This is a genomic window from Ralstonia pickettii (genome assembly GCF_001699815.1).
Classification (GTDB): Bacteria; Pseudomonadota; Gammaproteobacteria; order Burkholderiales; family Burkholderiaceae; genus Ralstonia; species Ralstonia thomasii.
Genome location: NZ_MCGB01000025.1, coordinates 19,045 through 35,038, shown reverse-complemented (window position 1 = coordinate 35,038; position 15,994 = coordinate 19,045). Strand labels below are relative to the sequence as shown.

The 15,994-nt window shown below is 65.0% G+C and carries 13 protein-coding genes; 4 read left to right on the top strand and 9 right to left on the bottom strand.

Annotated features, from left to right (window positions below):
* Positions 1–156: 156 nt before the first annotated feature.
* Positions 157–2,613, bottom strand: coding sequence for an ATP-binding protein (locus BEK68_RS03300; protein ID WP_012435125.1), 2,457 nt, complete (start codon positions 2,611–2,613; stop codon positions 157–159).
* A gap of 190 nt (positions 2,614–2,803) precedes the next feature.
* Positions 2,804–5,260 carry an ExeM/NucH family extracellular endonuclease gene (locus BEK68_RS03295; protein WP_012435124.1) on the bottom strand — a complete coding sequence of 819 codons (2,457 nt, stop codon included), beginning with the start codon at positions 5,258–5,260 and terminating at the stop codon, positions 2,804–2,806.
* Between the two features lie 288 nt (positions 5,261–5,548).
* Between BEK68_RS03295 and BEK68_RS03290 the strand changes: the two genes are divergently transcribed.
* A complete protein-coding gene (locus BEK68_RS03290; RefSeq protein WP_012761539.1) occupies positions 5,549–6,181 on the top strand; it encodes a LysE family translocator in 633 nt (210 codons plus the stop codon).
* A gap of 94 nt (positions 6,182–6,275) precedes the next feature.
* Here the strand turns inward: BEK68_RS03290 and BEK68_RS03285 are convergent, their stop codons facing one another.
* The 6 genes from BEK68_RS03285 to BEK68_RS03260 form a co-directional block, all read right to left on the bottom strand.
* Positions 6,276–6,503, bottom strand: a complete 228-nt coding sequence (locus BEK68_RS03285) for a sulfurtransferase TusA family protein (protein WP_004629370.1) — start codon at positions 6,501–6,503, stop codon at positions 6,276–6,278.
* 47 nt (positions 6,504–6,550) lie between these two features.
* Positions 6,551–7,132: an NUDIX hydrolase gene (locus BEK68_RS03280; protein WP_004629372.1), complete on the bottom strand. Its 582-nt coding sequence runs from the start codon at positions 7,130–7,132 to the stop codon at positions 6,551–6,553.
* A 14-nt stretch (positions 7,133–7,146) separates the two neighbouring features.
* The gene (locus tag BEK68_RS03275; RefSeq protein WP_012435122.1) at positions 7,147–8,193 is read right to left on the bottom strand and encodes a threonine aldolase family protein; all 1,047 of its coding nucleotides are present in this window, start codon (positions 8,191–8,193) and stop codon (positions 7,147–7,149) included.
* A 34-nt stretch (positions 8,194–8,227) separates the two neighbouring features.
* Complete coding sequence (locus tag BEK68_RS03270; RefSeq protein ID WP_004629375.1) at positions 8,228–8,416, bottom strand: 4-oxalocrotonate tautomerase; 189 nt, start codon at positions 8,414–8,416, stop codon at positions 8,228–8,230.
* Between the two features lie 55 nt (positions 8,417–8,471).
* On the bottom strand, positions 8,472–9,257 hold the full coding sequence (locus BEK68_RS03265) for a class II aldolase/adducin family protein (protein ID WP_012435121.1): 786 nt from the start codon (positions 9,255–9,257) through the stop codon (positions 8,472–8,474).
* A gap of 75 nt (positions 9,258–9,332) precedes the next feature.
* Positions 9,333–10,547, bottom strand: coding sequence for a YbfB/YjiJ family MFS transporter (locus tag BEK68_RS03260; protein ID WP_012435120.1), 1,215 nt, complete (start codon positions 10,545–10,547; stop codon positions 9,333–9,335).
* 102 nt (positions 10,548–10,649) lie between these two features.
* Between BEK68_RS03260 and BEK68_RS03255 the strand changes: the two genes are divergently transcribed.
* The 3 genes from BEK68_RS03255 (at position 10,650) to BEK68_RS03245 (ending at position 13,797) form a co-directional block, all read left to right on the top strand.
* Positions 10,650–11,558: a LysR family transcriptional regulator gene (locus BEK68_RS03255; protein WP_012435119.1), complete on the top strand. Its 909-nt coding sequence runs from the start codon at positions 10,650–10,652 to the stop codon at positions 11,556–11,558.
* Between the two features lie 74 nt (positions 11,559–11,632).
* Positions 11,633–13,027, top strand: coding sequence for an NfeD family protein (locus tag BEK68_RS03250; protein WP_012435118.1), 1,395 nt, complete (start codon positions 11,633–11,635; stop codon positions 13,025–13,027).
* Positions 13,028–13,038: 11 nt separating this feature from the next.
* Positions 13,039–13,797, top strand: coding sequence for a slipin family protein (locus tag BEK68_RS03245; protein ID WP_004629386.1), 759 nt, complete (start codon positions 13,039–13,041; stop codon positions 13,795–13,797).
* A 6-nt stretch (positions 13,798–13,803) separates the two neighbouring features.
* Here BEK68_RS03245 and BEK68_RS03240 read toward each other — a convergent pair whose 3' ends face one another.
* A complete protein-coding gene (locus BEK68_RS03240) occupies positions 13,804–15,912 on the bottom strand; it encodes a TonB-dependent siderophore receptor (protein WP_012435117.1) in 2,109 nt (702 codons plus the stop codon).
* Positions 15,913–15,994 lie beyond the last annotated feature (82 nt).

The following is a 15,994-nucleotide window of genomic DNA, read 5'->3' as shown; positions in this document are numbered from 1 at the left end:
GAAGAGGCTTTCTCGTTGTAAATGCAGGGTTACGTCGATGAGGCTGCCGAGATGGAGGATTGGGACAACACGAGGCGCAGGCCGCCGCAGGTGGGGTCGACAGCGCGTATGCCGGCGGAGCGCGATCAGGCCGACACGGGGCCCTGAGCGAATGAATCAGGCGTCGGGGGCCTCTGCTCCGTGCAAGGATTGGAGTGCAACGAGGAGCGCCTGGATCTCCGCATTGATGTCGCTGAACGAGTCCGAAAGACGTCGTTCCAGTTCTCTGGCCAAGTTGCGCGTCGGCAAATCTTCCACAACGGCCGCAGCGCCGGAAATTCGATGAGCGGCTCGACGTGCCTGCTCGATATCCCGACGTGCGATGCCCTGGCTAAGCATCTCAAGATCGGTCTTCATGGTCTGTCGATAAATCGCGAGCACGTCCGACGACGGCGCCAGGTCGTGCTCCATAGGCTCCGCGTTGCGGGCGGAATCGCCGTGGGCGCACCACAGTTCGATCAGCTCCCGCAATGCGGCAAGGCGCAATGGCTTGCCCAGAACACCGTCCATGCCGCTGTCGAAGCACCGAATACGGTGCGCGTCGTCTGTCGCGGCGGAGATGGCGACAATCGGTGTACGCTCGCCTGCGCGCTGGCGCTCGATTTCGCGCATGCGTTGCGCGACGGTATATCCGTCGATGCCTGGCAGGTTGCAATCGAGCAGCACCATGTCAAACGACGCTGACGCAAACTGTTCGAGCGCGGCCTCGCCTGTGCCGGCAATGGCAGACCGACAGGCCAGTGCGTCCAGCTGGTGCTGGATCGCGTGCTGCACCGCCTCGTGGTCATCGACCACCAAGACCAGCGGCCCCTCCTCCGATTCCGGCGACGGCGCCTTTGCCGCCCGAGGAGGCGATATTGCGTGGGGCGCAGACGCCCCCGCTGCTGCCGCAGCCTTTGGCAACGCCATCGCTGCGCGCGCCTCCCGTGCCGGCAACATGACAGTGAACACCGTGCCGACCTCGGGGCTGCTGCTGACGGTGATCACGCCTCCCATCAACTCCACGAGTTCGTGGCAGATCGACAAGCCCAGCCCTGTTCCGCTGGCACCGCGATTGCCCGGGCTTTCCACGCGTGCATACGGTTCGAAAATGTTCCGCTGGCGCTCGGGCGGAATGCCCATGCCCGTGTCTCTGACCTCGAGCACGAGCGTTCCGCTGCCGCGCCGCTTTCCGGGCAGATAGTCGACGCGGAGGACAACCTTGCCGACCGTGGTGAATTTGATCGCGTTCACCAACAGGTTCAAAACGATCTGCCGCACGCGCATGGCATCGATGTCCACGCTGAAATCCGGCGCGCAGGCAAGATCGAGCGACAACGCCAGCTTTTTCTCATCGGAGCGCCAACGGACCATGTCCAGAGCCTGCTCGGCCCACGGCCCGATCGCCGTAGGCTGAAGCACGAGTGTCACGCTGCGAGATTCGAGACGGGAGTATTCCAGGACATCGTCAAGCAGGGCCAAGAGCGTTTCCGACGCCGAGACAGCGGCATCCGCACGACTGGCTTGCTGGCCGGTCAATTGCGAGCGCTGCAACAGTTCCAGCGACGCAAGAATCGTGTGCATCGGCGTCCGGATTTCGTGGCTGATGAATGCGAGGAACATCGCCTTTTCACGCTCACTGCGAACGGCGGCCACACGCGCACGCCATAGCACATAGGCCAACACCGCAAACGCCAGAACAATGATCGCAACGAGAGCGACCTGGCGCCAGCGGTAATGCAGGATCGACGCCAGCGACGGCGCGCCGTAGTCGGTCGTTTCCTGCCACCGCTGCCGGATAGCGTCGGCCTCCGACGCCGAAATGGCGGTCAGCGATTTATCGAGAATCGACGCGAGCACGGGGTTGTCACCGCGCGTGACCATCGTCAACGCATAGGGCCGGTCCCAGAGGCTGCCCGAAAGGAACAGTTGGCCCTTGAACTGCCGGTGCAGTTGCGGAACGATCGAAGCGTCTGTTCCGAGTGCGGCGTCGGCATCGCCGTCCACAACCGCCTGCAACGCGTCGGACTCGTTTTGAAACGTTACCAACTTCACGGGGACGGAGCTGCGGCGGATGGCCAGTTCAAGACCACCGCCGCCCTTGATCGCAAGCCGCTTGCCGGACAATTGCGAGAAACTGGCGAACAGGTTTTCCTGTTCCGCCGTAACGATTGCGATTGTCCCGACATAGTACGGCGTGCTCGCGATGTAACCGTCCCGGTAGGGTGCCACGGCTTCGTCCTTGCTCCAGTCGGGGAGCATGTCCACCTGCCCGAGCTTCAGTGCAGCCAGCGAGCCGTTCCAGCACGCACCGTCCACATAGTCGAAACGCAGCCCACTCACATGGGCAACCGCATCGAGGAACGATGGAACCATGCCGACCACCTTGCCGGCTTTGACAAACTCGAACGGACGCCAGTGCGCATCCACGCAGGTGCGCACGATCGGATGCGCGGCGATCCAAGCATCCTCTTCGGGGGTGAACAGCGAAGTTGGGGCCGCATTGCTGCCGCCGGACATCAAGCCGAGCCAGAAGCCTAAGATCAGCGCGCGGACCGCCGCGGCTACATTGCTCACATCTCCCCCCGTCCCCATATCGGAATCGATTGCCTCGGCGCGTCGGGTTCGCGATGTTGCTGATCGCGCCAATTCAGAAGCTTAATTCAGTCCCGAGCCGGATGGCCGGAAACGACCTTAAGGCTGTGTCGAACGGTCAACGAACGCATGGATGCGATTCGACTGGCGATGGAGCTGCCGCGCGTCGCCCGAGGAAGAGCGCAGACGCTCAAGACCGACACGCACGACGCCGCGCCAAGGCTACCGCAGCGGCGGCCAGTACGAGCCCGAGAATCGGGTCCACCGCACCGGCACCCCCCACCCCTGTGCTGCCCGTAGCCGCACCCGCCGCCGCATCGCCTTCCGGGCTCGTGCCGCCACCTGCGGTCTGCGTATTGAGGGCGAGGTCGACCAGCACCGGGTCATGATCCGACGAGCGGTACGCGTCCGGTGCGTAGAACGTTTGTTGTTGCTCTGCGCTCTTGTGGCCGAACGCGTATTCGAGCGCGATCGGCTCGTCGGCATTGATATGCCACTCATGTACGGCACGCACGCGCTCTGCCAAGCCAGGGGTGGCGAGCGCGTGATCGATGTAGCCGGATTCGCCGCCGTAGACATAGCTGTACGCATCCTTGCCGACGAACTTCGCCACCATGTCGGCATACCCCTTCTGGGCGAACAGCACGACGGGGTCTTCCTTGGCATAGCTGTTGAGATCACCAATGAGGAGCTGGCCCACATCGGCCACGCCGGTCGGTGAGGTCGCCAGCCAGTCGGCGATCAGGCCGGCAGCACGTACGCGGGTTGGGTTCCAGCAGCTCTGGCCGTCGCCCTGGTCGGCGTCCTTGCCGGTCGCACCAGAACAGCCCTTGGACTTCAGGTGATTGACGACCACGGTGAAGTTCTGCGTGTCGCCAATGCGCCGGAAGCTGCGCGCCAGCGGCTGGCGGTTCCTGTTGTCGATCGCCAGCGTGGCCGGCGCCCCCACGGGCTCCACGGTGCGGCTGTTGTAGACGATGGCTACCGTGATCGCGTCACCGCCGAGCTTCGGCACGCCAGGATCGACATAGCGCCAGTCGGCCCCGAGCTGGCTTGTCAGGCGGCGGATGGCGCTGAGGTCGCCGTAGCCGTCGTTCTCGATTTCCATCAGGCCGACCACGTCGGCATTGAGGGCGCGGATGGCGGCGACGATCTTGGCTTCCTGGCGTTCGAACTCGGCCTGTGTCTTGGCACCTCGATTGGCCGGATCGTCAAAGCCGGCGCCTTTGCCGTCTCCGTTGAAGTAGTTCAGTACGTTGAACGAAGCCACGCGCACATCCGCCTGCGCGTGGCGCACAGGTGCACCGGCACGCGGGTTCGCGGCGGCATTGAAAACCGGTGCAGCCGCGCCCGGCACGGGCTGCAGGCGCCAGGCGTTGTAGCGCATTTCCAGCACGCCTTGTACACCGCTCACCGTATAGCCCGCACGCACGGGGTTGGTTGCCGACAAGCCGGGCGCTGGATAGCGCACGCTGGCGGGATTCTGCTGATTGGAGCCATCGTCGAGCACGATGCGGTTCAGCGCATTGGCCGCGGCCTGCGCGGCTGCGCCATGCGCGGGCGGAGCCACGTTTGTCGGCAGTGGCAGGCGTCCGTTGCTGAGCAGGACGCTGCCGTAGCGCCCAAGCTCGTACGTTTCGCTCACCGTCAGCGTCTGCGGCAGGCGCACGAGCATCCCTTCATACGCCGACAACGCCTTGGCATCGGCCACGGGCAATGTCACGTCGACCGGCGTCACGCGGTTGCCGCTGGCACAGCTTGCGATGCCGCCGGTGGCCAGCGTCAGTTGCGTCTGGCCGTACCTCTCGTCCACCTTGCCGACCAGGTGGACGAGGTCACCAGCGCGGGCGCTGACGCCGGGCGCATAGACGAACAGGCCTTCCGACACGCCAGACAACCGGCGGCGCTGCGCGTCGGGTTGTTGCACGAAGAAGCCGTTAAAGCCGGTGGCGCCACTATAGTCGGCGGTCACGACGGCTTCGATCTCGACGTTCAGGCCGACCAGCGGCGAAGTGGCCCCGGCGCCCTGCACATCGGCAAGGTGCGTTGCCGGCGCGCCGCACATCGCAACGGCGGGTGGTGGCGTGACGGTGCCCTGCCCGTTGTACAGGCCAAGGTCGGAGAAGTCGTCGATATTGAAGGCATCCCACTGAAGGGATGGATTGAAGGCAGCTGTGCTGTCCGTGTCGCCCGCCTTCACCGTGCCTTGGCGGCGCAGCGTGTGGTCCTTGGTGCCGGCGCTGGCTGTACCCCAGAAGCCGGACGGCGGTTGATAGCCAACCTGGCCGATGCGGTCGACAACAACGCCGGAGCGCGTCAGTCTCAGCGCATCGTCGCCGTTGAAGGAGAACGCCGCGGTCTGGTTGACGCGGCTGCCGAGCACGCTGGCCAGTGTGCTGTGGGCCATCACATGGACGGCGCCTGGCGCCAGCTTGCCCGAGAGCGCAAACGACGCGGTGGGCGTGCTGGCGCCATTGTTGTACTGCTCGATCTTGTAGACCGACAGATCGGCTTCGGCGCCGTCCGGGTTGTAGATTTCGATGGCCTTGTTGTTCGAGCTGCCTTCTACGTACTCGCTGATGAGAAGCTCGGCTTGAGCAGGCAACGCCACGGACAGCACGGCGGCAAGAAGGAAATGCAGGCGCATGGGGACGGGGGAGTTGGGGAATAAAAGGATTTCGGCATACCCTCAGCAACGCCGATGACGCACGCATGGCGTGCCGTCACCGATCGTTCAGCATTCTGTAAGCCGTTCCTTCCTCGCAGCCCGCGCTCACCAAAAAATGAAACAAGCGTCGACGCTGCAGTCGGCGTGTTGTCTACGTGGGACCGATACAGAATCGCGAAAATTTATGGATTTCTGTACCTGTTGGCCGAATCGCGGCCAGTGCTAGCCTGCAAGCTCTTCGCCCTTTCCGCAGACAGCGATTTCGCCATGCCTACCCTCACCAATCTGCTCACCTTTGCCTTGGTTGCGCTCGGCATGGTGCTGACGCCGGGCCCGAACATGATCTACCTAATCTCGCGTTCGATCTGCCAGGGGCGCAACGCCGGGCTGGTGTCGCTGGCGGGCATCGCCACGGGCTTCGTTTTCTACATGCTGTGCGCCGCATTCGGCATCACCGCCTTGCTGATGGCCGTGCCGTTTGCCTACGATGCGCTGCGCTTTGGCGGTGCGATCTATCTGCTGTACCTCGCCTGGCAGGCGGTGCGGCCGGGCGGCCGGGCACCGTTCCAGGTGCGTGAACTACCGGTGGACAGCCCGCGCAAGCTTTACACGATGGGCTTGCTGACCAGCCTGCTCAATCCGAAGGTCGCAGTGCTCTATCTGTCGCTGCTGCCGCAGTTCATCGAGCCGGCGCACGGCAGCGTGCTGGTGCAGTCGGTCTGCCTGGGGCTCACGCAGATCTGCGTGAGCGTGACCGTCAATTCGATGATTGCCGCGACGGCGGGCAGCATCGCCGCGTTTCTCTCGCGCAAGCCGAGCTGGCTGTCGGTTCAGCGCTACCTGATGGGCACCGTGCTGACGAGCCTGGCGCTGCGCATGGCGATGGAAGCGCGCAAGTAGCCGCACGCAGTCGATCAAAAGACCTGCCGCCAAATGAAAACGGGGCGATCCAGCCAAACCGGATCGCCCCGTTTTCTTTGAACGCGCTGCCAGATCAGCGACGGCGCATATAGAACGTGAACACCTTGTCGTGCTCGCTGTGCTCCAGCAGTTCGTTGCCGGTCTGCTTGGCGAAGGCCTGGAAGTCCCGCGTGGCGCCGGGGTCGGTGGCAAGAATCTTGAGCACGTCGCCGCTTTGCATGTCGGCAAGCGCCTTCTTCGTGCGCAGAATGGGCAGCGGGCAATTCAGGCCGCGCGCGTCGATTTCCTTTTGAAACTCCATGTCTTCCTCAGTGGTACGGGCAAGCGGCGCAGTGCCGCTCGCATCAGTCATTCCGGGATTGTAACGAGCCGTGTGGGTTGCCACTGGCGCGGCGGCGGCTCGGCCGGTTCGCCGGTACGGATGTCGATGTAGCTGACGGGCAGCCCGCGCGCGGTCAGGAAATCGGCGACGGCATAACCAGTGCCGGCCGTCCAGGGGCGGACTTTCTCGAACGGCTTCAGGCGGTATTCAACCAACTCTTCCGACAGCGCGATCTCGCCATCGGCCACCACGTGGTACGCGATGATCAGTTCGTTCTTGCGGATGAACTCATACACGCCGATCAGCGAGATCGATTGAGCGTCGAGGTTCGTCTCTTCCTTCAGCTCACGGGCGATGCCCTCTTCGGGCGTCTCGTCGCGTTCGAGAAAGCCCGTGACGAGCGCGAACATGCCCTCCGGCCACAGTGCATTGCGCGCCAGGAACATCTGCCCGCGATATTCGACAACCGCCGCCAGGACGGGCAACGGATTGTTCCAATGCACGAAGCCGCAGTCCTGCCCCGGGCACGCGATGCGCAGGCGACCGGCATTGTGCTGCTCGACGAGCGGCGTGGCGCATTGCGGACAGAAACGGTAGTCGAAGCTCATGGCAGTCAGATGGATTAAACGGCCTGCGCGCAGGCTGCGCGAATATCGGCGGCAAAGGCTTCCACCGTCTCCGGTTGCACGTCCCACGAGCACATCAGGCGGCAGCCGCCCGCACCAATGAACGTGTAGAAGCGCCAGCCGCGTGCGCGCAACGCCTCGATGGCCGGCACCGGAAGCTCGGCGAACACGGCGTTCGATTCGGTCGGGAACATGATGCGCACGCCCGGCACATCGGCAATGCGCGCATGCAGCAGTTGCGCCATCGCATTGCCGTGACGCGCGTTGCGCAGCCACACATCGTTCTCGAGCAGACCCAGCCACGGCGCCGAGATGAAACGCATCTTCGACGCCAACTGCCCGGCCTGCTTGACGCGATATGCAAAGTCTTCCGCCAGGCGGCGATCGAAGAAGACCACGGCCTCGCCGACCGGCAGACCGTTCTTCGTGCCGCCAAAGCACAGCACATCCACGCCGGCGCGCCAGGTAATCTCCGACGGATGCACGCCGAGCGACGCCACCGCATTCGCAAAACGCGCGCCGTCCATATGCACGCGCAACTGGCGACGCTTGGCAATCGCGGCAATCGCGCGGACCTCGTCCACGGTATAGACGGTGCCGACTTCGGTCGATTGCGTCAGCGAAACCACTTTCGGTTTCGGGTAGTGGATATCGGAGCGCCGCGTGACGAGCGCTTCGACCGCATCCGGCGTGAGCTTGCCGTTCTCGCCCTTGGCGGTCAGCAGCTTGGAGCCGTTGGAGAAGAACTCCGGGCCGCCGCATTCGTCGGTTTCGATGTGCGCCAGCTCGTGGCAGATCACGGAGTGATACGACTGGCATAGCGACGAAAGCGCCAGCGAATTGGCGGCCGTGCCGTTGAAGACAAAGAAGACTTCGCAATCCGTCTCGAACAGGTCGCGAATGCGGTCGCACACGCGCTGCGTCCACAAATCATCGCCATAGGCCGGCTCATGGCCGCTGCCGTTGGCCTCCAGGAAATACTTCAGCGACTCCGGGCAGAAGCCCGCGTAGTTGTCTGAGGCGAAATGCTGCTTGGGCTGCATGGCGGGCCGGCAAATGTGTGTGGAAAAGAATGGGTTACTTCTGCTCGGACCACAGCACACCGCCGGTAGCCCAGTTCTCGCGCTTGATGTCAGTGATGATGATGTCGACGGCGCCCGGGGCGCAGCCCAGCGATTCGCAGGTGACGCGCGTCACCTCTTCGACGAGCTTGCGCTTCTGCTCAACGCTGCGGCCCTCGAACATCTCGATATGGAAAGTCGGCATGGTGTCTCCTGTTTGGTGCGTCGCTCTGATAGTCGCGGCGGTTGTATCAGTCGCGTCAGTCGCGATACGAAGCGTCGATTTTATCCAGTTTGCGCAACAGCGCCGGCCACTCGATCACGCCTTCGATGGCGCCGCCATCTTCGAGCTGCTCTGCCGAACGCTCTGCCACTTCCGGCGCCGGCGCGACGACCTCGCCGCCCGCAAGCGCGTGAATCTGGATCTCGCATGCCTTGATGAGCGTGGCCATCAGCACGTGCGCCTCGGCCACGGTACGGCCGATGGTCAGCGTTCCGTGATTGCGCAGCAACATGGCGAAACGGTTGCCCAACGATGCGGTAAGGCGGCTGCCCTCTTCCGGCGTGAACGCAAGGCCTTCGTAATCGTGATACGCGATGCGCCGGTGAAACCGCAGCGCATGCTGAGACAGCGGCAACAGCCCGTGCTTCTGCGCAGACACGGCAATGCCCGCCGTGTTATGCAGATGGATCACGCACTGCGCGTCGGGCCGGGCGGCGTGCACGGCTGCGTGCAATGCGAAACCGGTCACGTTAACGGAGGGATGCGTGGCCGCATCGGGCCAGACGCCGACGAGCTGGCCGCGGCCATTGATCTTGACCAGGTTGGATGCGGTGATCTCGTCGAACGCGAGGCCGAAAGCGTTGATCAGGAAGTGATCAGGCTCGCCCGGCACGGACGCAGACAGATGGGTGTAGACCAGATCGTCCCAACCGTTGAGCGCGGCCAGTCGGTACGCGGCGGCAAGGTCGACCCGCACAGCGCGCTCGGCTTGGCTGATCTCGCCGCCGGGCACAACGGCATCGGGGCGCAAGGCAAAAGACATGAGGCTCCTCCAATGGAGGAGGCATTCTAGAACGGGCGCGTCGACCGCGTGGTGGGCGCCTTCACATGCCGCGCATCACGCACGCGCCGGGGCCACGCGCTTGACCACAAGAAAGATGACCACGCCGGCCATGAGCGACACGGCTGCCACGGCCAGCGATGCATTGAAGCCGCCCGTAGCCGCAAACAGCCGGTTCGCCAGCGGCGGCCCGGCGATCTGGCCGATGCCATACGCGGCCGTCATGAGCCCCATCAGACGCGGCACGGCATGCGGCCAGAGCCGGCGCGCCTCGCGCATGGCGAACAGCGTGATCGCCGTGAATGGCAGGCCGAGCAGCGTGCTCGAAAGTGCAAGCCCCGCCACTGTCGGCCAGACGATGCTGATGGTCACGGCAACCGCTTGCATGCCGTAGGCCGTGGCCAGCAGCGAACGGTTGTCGCGCGCCAGGCTGATCCGGGTTGAAAGGAATGCGCCAAGGGCCACGCCCGCACCGAACATCGGCCAGAACAGATCGGGCCAGAGCGAACCTGCAGGCAGCACCTTGCGGGCGATCACCGGCAGGAACGTGGCGGTGATGATGTAGCCGAACCCGGCCAGACCGTAGGCAATCGTGAGCGCGCTGGTGGGCGCATCCAGGCCGGGTGCCTTGCCGGACGCGGCGGGCGCCGGAGCGGCATGCGCCGGCGCCTCGGGCCGAATGGTCGACCACACCGCCGCCGAAAGCAGCGCCGACAGCACGCCAAACGCAATCCATGCCGACGTTGCGTGCCACCCCAGCGCAACCATGCCGCTGGCCGCCAGGCCCGGAATGGCGATGCCGAGACCGGGCCCGCAGAAAATGATGCCGCCGAGCGCCGCGTGGCCCAGTTCGGTCAGCCGATGCAGGCACCAGCCCGCCGTAAAGACGAACACCAGCGCGCTGGCCATACCGGCCGCAAAGCGCAGCAGAAGCCACGCAGGCTGCCCTTGCAACACGCCCATTCCGGCGGTCAGCAGCACCGTCGCAACCAGACCGGTGCGGATGAGGCGCGCTGCATCGCCGCGCACCGCCATGCAGGCCAGCGCGCCCACGAAATAGCCCAGGTAATTGCCGGTGGCCAGCCAACTGCCCTGCGCCAGCGTCAAGCTGCCGTCGTGAAGCATCATCGGCAAGATCGGCGTGAAGGCGAAGCGGCCGATGCCCATCGCCACGGACAGCGCAACCATGCCCGCAACCGCTACGCGCCAGGCGGCGGCCCGCTGGGAATGCGCGGCGGACAAGGCTGGGGTGGACGACAGCGTGTGCTCCATGGAAGGGCCCGGATGGGGAAATCGGCACTTCATCGTACGCAAGGCCGCTCATCCTGAAAAATGAATTATATTGAACGAACCCATTAGCATTTGAGATACATCATGGATCTGTCCTCGCTAGAGATCTTCCGGACGGTCGTGCGGGAAGGCGGCGTCACGCGGGCGGCCCAGCAGTTGAATCGCGTGCAGTCGAATGTGACGACACGCATCCGCCAGCTCGAAGCGTCACTCGGCGTGCAGCTGTTCGTGCGCGAAAGCAAGCGCATGGTGCTGACGCCCGCCGGACAGACCCTGCTGACCTACGCCGACGACATCCTCCGTCTGGCCGCCGAGGCCCGCCAGGCCGTGCAGCCGAGCGAGCCGCACGGGCGCCTGCGCATCGCCTCGATGGAAAGCACGGCGGCCAGCCGCCTTCCTGCCCTGCTGGCCACGCTGCATCAACGCTGGCCGCGCGTACAGCTCGAACTGGTGACGATGACCACGCGCCACTCTCTTCAGGCGCTATCGAACTTTGAAGTCGATTGCGCGTTCGTTGCCGAAACGGCGTGCCTGAACAACACGCGCGCCGCCATGACCACGCTGCCGGCATTTGCCGAAGAGCTGGTGCTGATTGCCCACCGCGCCCATCCACCGATCCGCCGCGCGGCGGACGTGCAGACTGCCGGCATGCTCGCGTTCGAACCTGGCTGCGCCTATCGGCAATTGATCGAAGACTGGTTCGCCGCAGACGGCGTGGTGCCGTCCCGCGTGCTGGAGCTTGGCTCGTACCACGCCATCATCGCGTGCGCGGCCGCCGGCATTGGTGTGGCGCTGGTGCCTCGCTCGGTGCTCGAGCTATATACGAATGCGCCAGAAATCAGCATCCACACGCTAGGCAAGCCGGGCCGTGTCGACACGCTGCTTGCCTGGCACCGCGACATGGCCGGACCCGCCCTGCAGGCGCTCGTGCAGGTGCTGAGCGAGCCCCAAGCAGCGGCAAGCAAAACCGCGCGGGAAGCCATTGCCGCCTAAACTGAAAGCGGATGCTGGGACCGTGCCGCCGGTCTGATCGGGCAAAAGCGCGGCAATCACGGACGGAGGCGCGAATGCGACCGTCGTTGCGGATGCGGCGTTGGACGGGATGGTTGGCAGCGGTCATCGCCGCAGTCTGGACCAGCCTTGCCGTGGCAGCGGCGCCGGTCGTGGTGTTGCCGGTCAACGGTGCCATCGGGCCAGCCAGCGCGGCCTACGTGATCCGCGGCCTGCAACAGGCGCGCGACCGAGGTGCGCAGCTTGTCGTACTGCAAATGGATACGCCCGGCGGCCTCGATGCGTCGATGCGCCAGATCATTCAGGCCATCCTTGCGTCGCCCGTGCCGGTGGCAGGTTACGTGGCGCCCGGCGGCGCGCGGGCAGCGAGCGCTGGCACCTACATTCTCTACGCCTGCCACGTTGCGGCGATGGCGCCCGCCACGAACCTGGGTGCGGCGTCTCCCGTGGCAATCGGCATGGGCGGCCACGCCCCGAGCCCCGGCGACGGCGCCAAGCCGGCCAGCGCGCCAAGCGCCTCTTCCAGCAACGAAGACACCCTCGCCCGCAAGCAGATGCACGACGCGGCGGCGTACATCCGCGGGCTGGCGCAACTGCGCGGTCGCAACGCGGAATGGGCCGAGCGCGCCGTGCGTGAGGCCGTGAGCCTCGACGCGACCGAAGCCGCCAGCCAGCACGTGGTCGACCTTGTTGCCGCAAGCCTTCCTGATCTGCTCAAGCAAGTCGACGGCCGCGCGGTGCGCACGTCCGCCGGCGACGTCACGCTGCGTACAGCCGAGGCAACCATCGTCACGCTGGAGCCCGACTGGCGCAATCACTTCCTCGGCGTCATTACCGACCCAAGCCTGGCGCTGCTACTGCTGACGGTGGGCGTGTATGCACTGATCTTCGAATTCTCGACCCCTGGCATGGTCGTGCCCGGCATCCTCGGCGCCGTGTGCATCGTGGTGGCGCTCTACGGGCTGCAGATGCTCCCGATCAACTACGCGGGGCTCGCCCTCATTGCACTTGGCCTCGGCTGTATGGTGGCTGAAGCATTCCTGCCGACGTTCGGCGCGCTCGGCGTGGGCGGCATCGTTGCGTTCGTGCTGGGTGCGGTGATGCTGATCGATACGCAAACGCCGGGCTTTGGCGTGCCGCTTCCGCTCATCATCGGACTGGCCTTCGTAAGCCTGACCGTTGTTCTAGCGCTCTCCAGCCTGGCGGTGCGTGCGCGACGGCGGCCGATCGTGACCGGCGGCGATACGCTCATCGGCATGACAGGCGAAGTAGTGGACGTCGATACACCGGACGCCGATGCCGACAGCGACGGCTGGGCGCGCATCCATGGCGAGCGCTGGCGCGTGCGCTGCGATGGTGGCATCGCGCGTGGCGATCAGGTGCGTGTGATCGCCCGGCGTGGGCTGACACTGATGGTGGAACCCGTTGCCCCCCTCGCCGCGTCTTCATAAGGAGAAGAAAAATGCTTTACGGCTTCTTCAGCGCAGGCGGCCTGATCTTCCTGGCCGTGCTGCTGGTCATCTCGTCGTTCCGGGTGCTGCGCGAATACGAGCGCGGCGTGGTGTTTCTGCTGGGCCGCTTCTGGCGCGTGAAGGGGCCGGGGCTGGTGCTGATCGTGCCGGCGATCCAGCAAATGGTGCGCGTGGATCTGCGCACGGTGGTGATGGACGTGCCGCCGCAGGATGTGATCTCGCACGACAACGTGTCGGTCAAGGTCAATGCGGTGGTGTACTTCCGGGTGGTCGATCCGGAGCGCGCCATCATCCAGGTGGCCAACTATCTGGAAGCGACCAGCCAGCTCGCCCAGACGACGCTGCGGGCCATCCTGGGCAAACACGAGCTGGACGAGATGCTGGCCGAGCGCGAAAAGCTCAACCTCGACATCCAGAAGGTGCTCGACATCCAGACCGACCCGTGGGGCATCAAGATCGCGAACGTGGAGATCAAACACGTCGACCTGAACGAATCGATGATCCGCGCCATCGCCCGCCAGGCCGAGGCCGAGCGCGAACGCCGCGCCAAGGTCATCCACGCAGAAGGCGAACTGCAGGCATCGGAAAAGCTGCTCGAAGCTGCACGCATGCTGGCCCAGCAGCCCGAGGCGATCCAGTTGCGCTATCTCCAGACGCTCACGCAGATTGCGGGCGACAGAAGCTCGACGATTGTCTTCCCGCTGCCGATGGAAGTGCTGGGCGCGGTAAAGAAAGCCGCCGGCGGCTGACCCGCATCACAGATCGATCTTCATGCCGAGCTTGAACAGCCGCGGCGCCCCCATCGACAGACGGTTGTTGCCGGCGCCCGCCCAGTAGCGCTTGTCGGTCAGGTTGTCGACATTGAATTGCAGCGTCGCGCGCTTGCCCGAAATCCGCGTCACATAGCGCACGCCTGCACTGAAAAGCGTCGTGCCGCCAAGCTCTGCCTGGTTGGCGTCGTTCACAGGTCGTGGGCCAAGGTAGTAGGCGCCCGCGTTGAACGAGACAGCACGCAGCATCGGCAACGTGTATTCGGCAAAGACGCTGGCAGTGCTGCGCGGCGTGTTTTCCGGCGTTTTTCCGTCGAGGCCGTTGCCGACGCCGCGGAACTTCGCGTCCGTCCAGCCGGCCGAGGCCAGCAGCGACAAATCCTGGGTGACGCGGCCCTGCGCGGTCAGCTCGATACCCCGAATCCGCTCGCGGCCGTCCTGCACGAAGATGTTCGCGTCGTTGGTGTAACTCGCAGCGCGGTCGATGTCGTACACGGCAGCGGCGAGTTGCGTGCCGGCCGGCGTTTCGTAGCGCACGCCCACTTCCTTCTGCTCGGACAGCGCAGGCGGCATGGCCACGTTGGCGTTGGCGGCCGTGTTCGGAGGCCGCGCGCCGGCTTCCAAGCCCTGCGCGTACGACGCATACGCCGACAGCGCCGGCGTGAACTTGTAGATGACGGCCCCCAGCGGCGTGGTCTTGCTGGCCTCGTAGCGGTTGGGCGCCTGCTCGCTGGTATAGCGCGTGTAGCGCAGGCCCAAGATGACTTGCCAGTGCTCCGACAGCGTCATGCGATCCAGCGCGTAGACGCCCGTATCAACCGCGCGCTGCTCGGCGGTAAAGCCGGTGCCGGTGGTCGGCAGCCAGCCAAGGTCGACCGGGTTGTACAGATTCTGCGTGCCGGAAAAGCGGTCGGAGTACACCGCCGCCTGGCGCATGTCGGAACGCGCAACGCCGAAGGTCAGGTCATGCGTGATCCAACCCGTCTTCTCGGTACCGGAAACGTCGGCCCGCAGGTGGCTGGTATTCCAGCGACCGTTCTGGCGCTGGCCGGACAGCGTGCCGGCGCCCGTCAGCGCGTTGGTCAGCTTGAATTCGGAGAACGCCCGCGTGCGTGCCGTCTCCGACATGCCGCCTTCCACCGTCAGCAGCCACGCATCGGCGAGCGCGTAATCGGCACGCAGCAGCGCGTTGGTGTTGTTGCCATCAAAGTCGGCCCAGCCCGGCGAAATGCGTTTGCTCGGGTCGGGCATGGCCGGCAAGGTAATGATCCCGTTTTTGGCGGCGGGCAGCGTCACCACCGACTGTTCGGTGATGACCTTGCGCGAATATTCCACGTCGGCTTTCAGGCTCAGGCGGCTGTTGACCTTCCAGTCGAAGGCCACGGCGGCGAGCTGGCGCGTGCCGTCAATGCCGCTGGTAGGCGACTGCAACGAGCCACCCGCGGCGTTGAAGCGAATGCCGTACTGATTGTCTTCACCGAAGCGGCGCCCGACGTCGAGCGTGCCCACAGCGGTGCCGTTGCTGTCGAACTGCATGCCGAGCGTGGTCACCGGCGTATTGCCCGCCCGCTTGGTCACGAAATTCACCACGCCGCCCGGCGTCGTGTAGCCGTAATACAGCGCTGACACGCCTTTCAGCACCTCCACGCGTTCCTTGTCTTCCAGCGGGATCGCCGTGAGTGCAGCCATCGGCATCGAGCCGTTGAAGCGGAAATTGGTGCGGTTCTCCAGCGTCACGCCGCGGATGGCGAGGTTGTCGAACGTTTCGCCTGAAAGCTGCTGGCGCGTCACGCCCGCCGTATTGCGCAGCGCGTCGTACAGCGACGTGTCCTGCTGCGCATCAAGCGCCTCGCGCGTGACCACGTTCACGGTGGCAGGAATGTCGCGCAACACCATGCCGCGGAACGCTCCGACCTGCGCCGTGCTGGCTGCAAAGCCCCGCTGGCTGCCTGCCGTGACGGTCGTCTCGTTCAGGTCGACCGTGGCACCACCTGTGGCCGGCTGGCCGGCTTCGGCATGCGCCAATGTGGAAACGGCAAGAGGAATGGCGGCCAGCGCGCACGAGAAGGCGCGAGCCGCGAGATGACGGTTCATCGCGGGCAAAGGGTCGATCAGGATTGGCGAAACCGGACGCGCGGAAATGCGCTGAGAGAAGAGAAAACGCGCCGCAAAACAT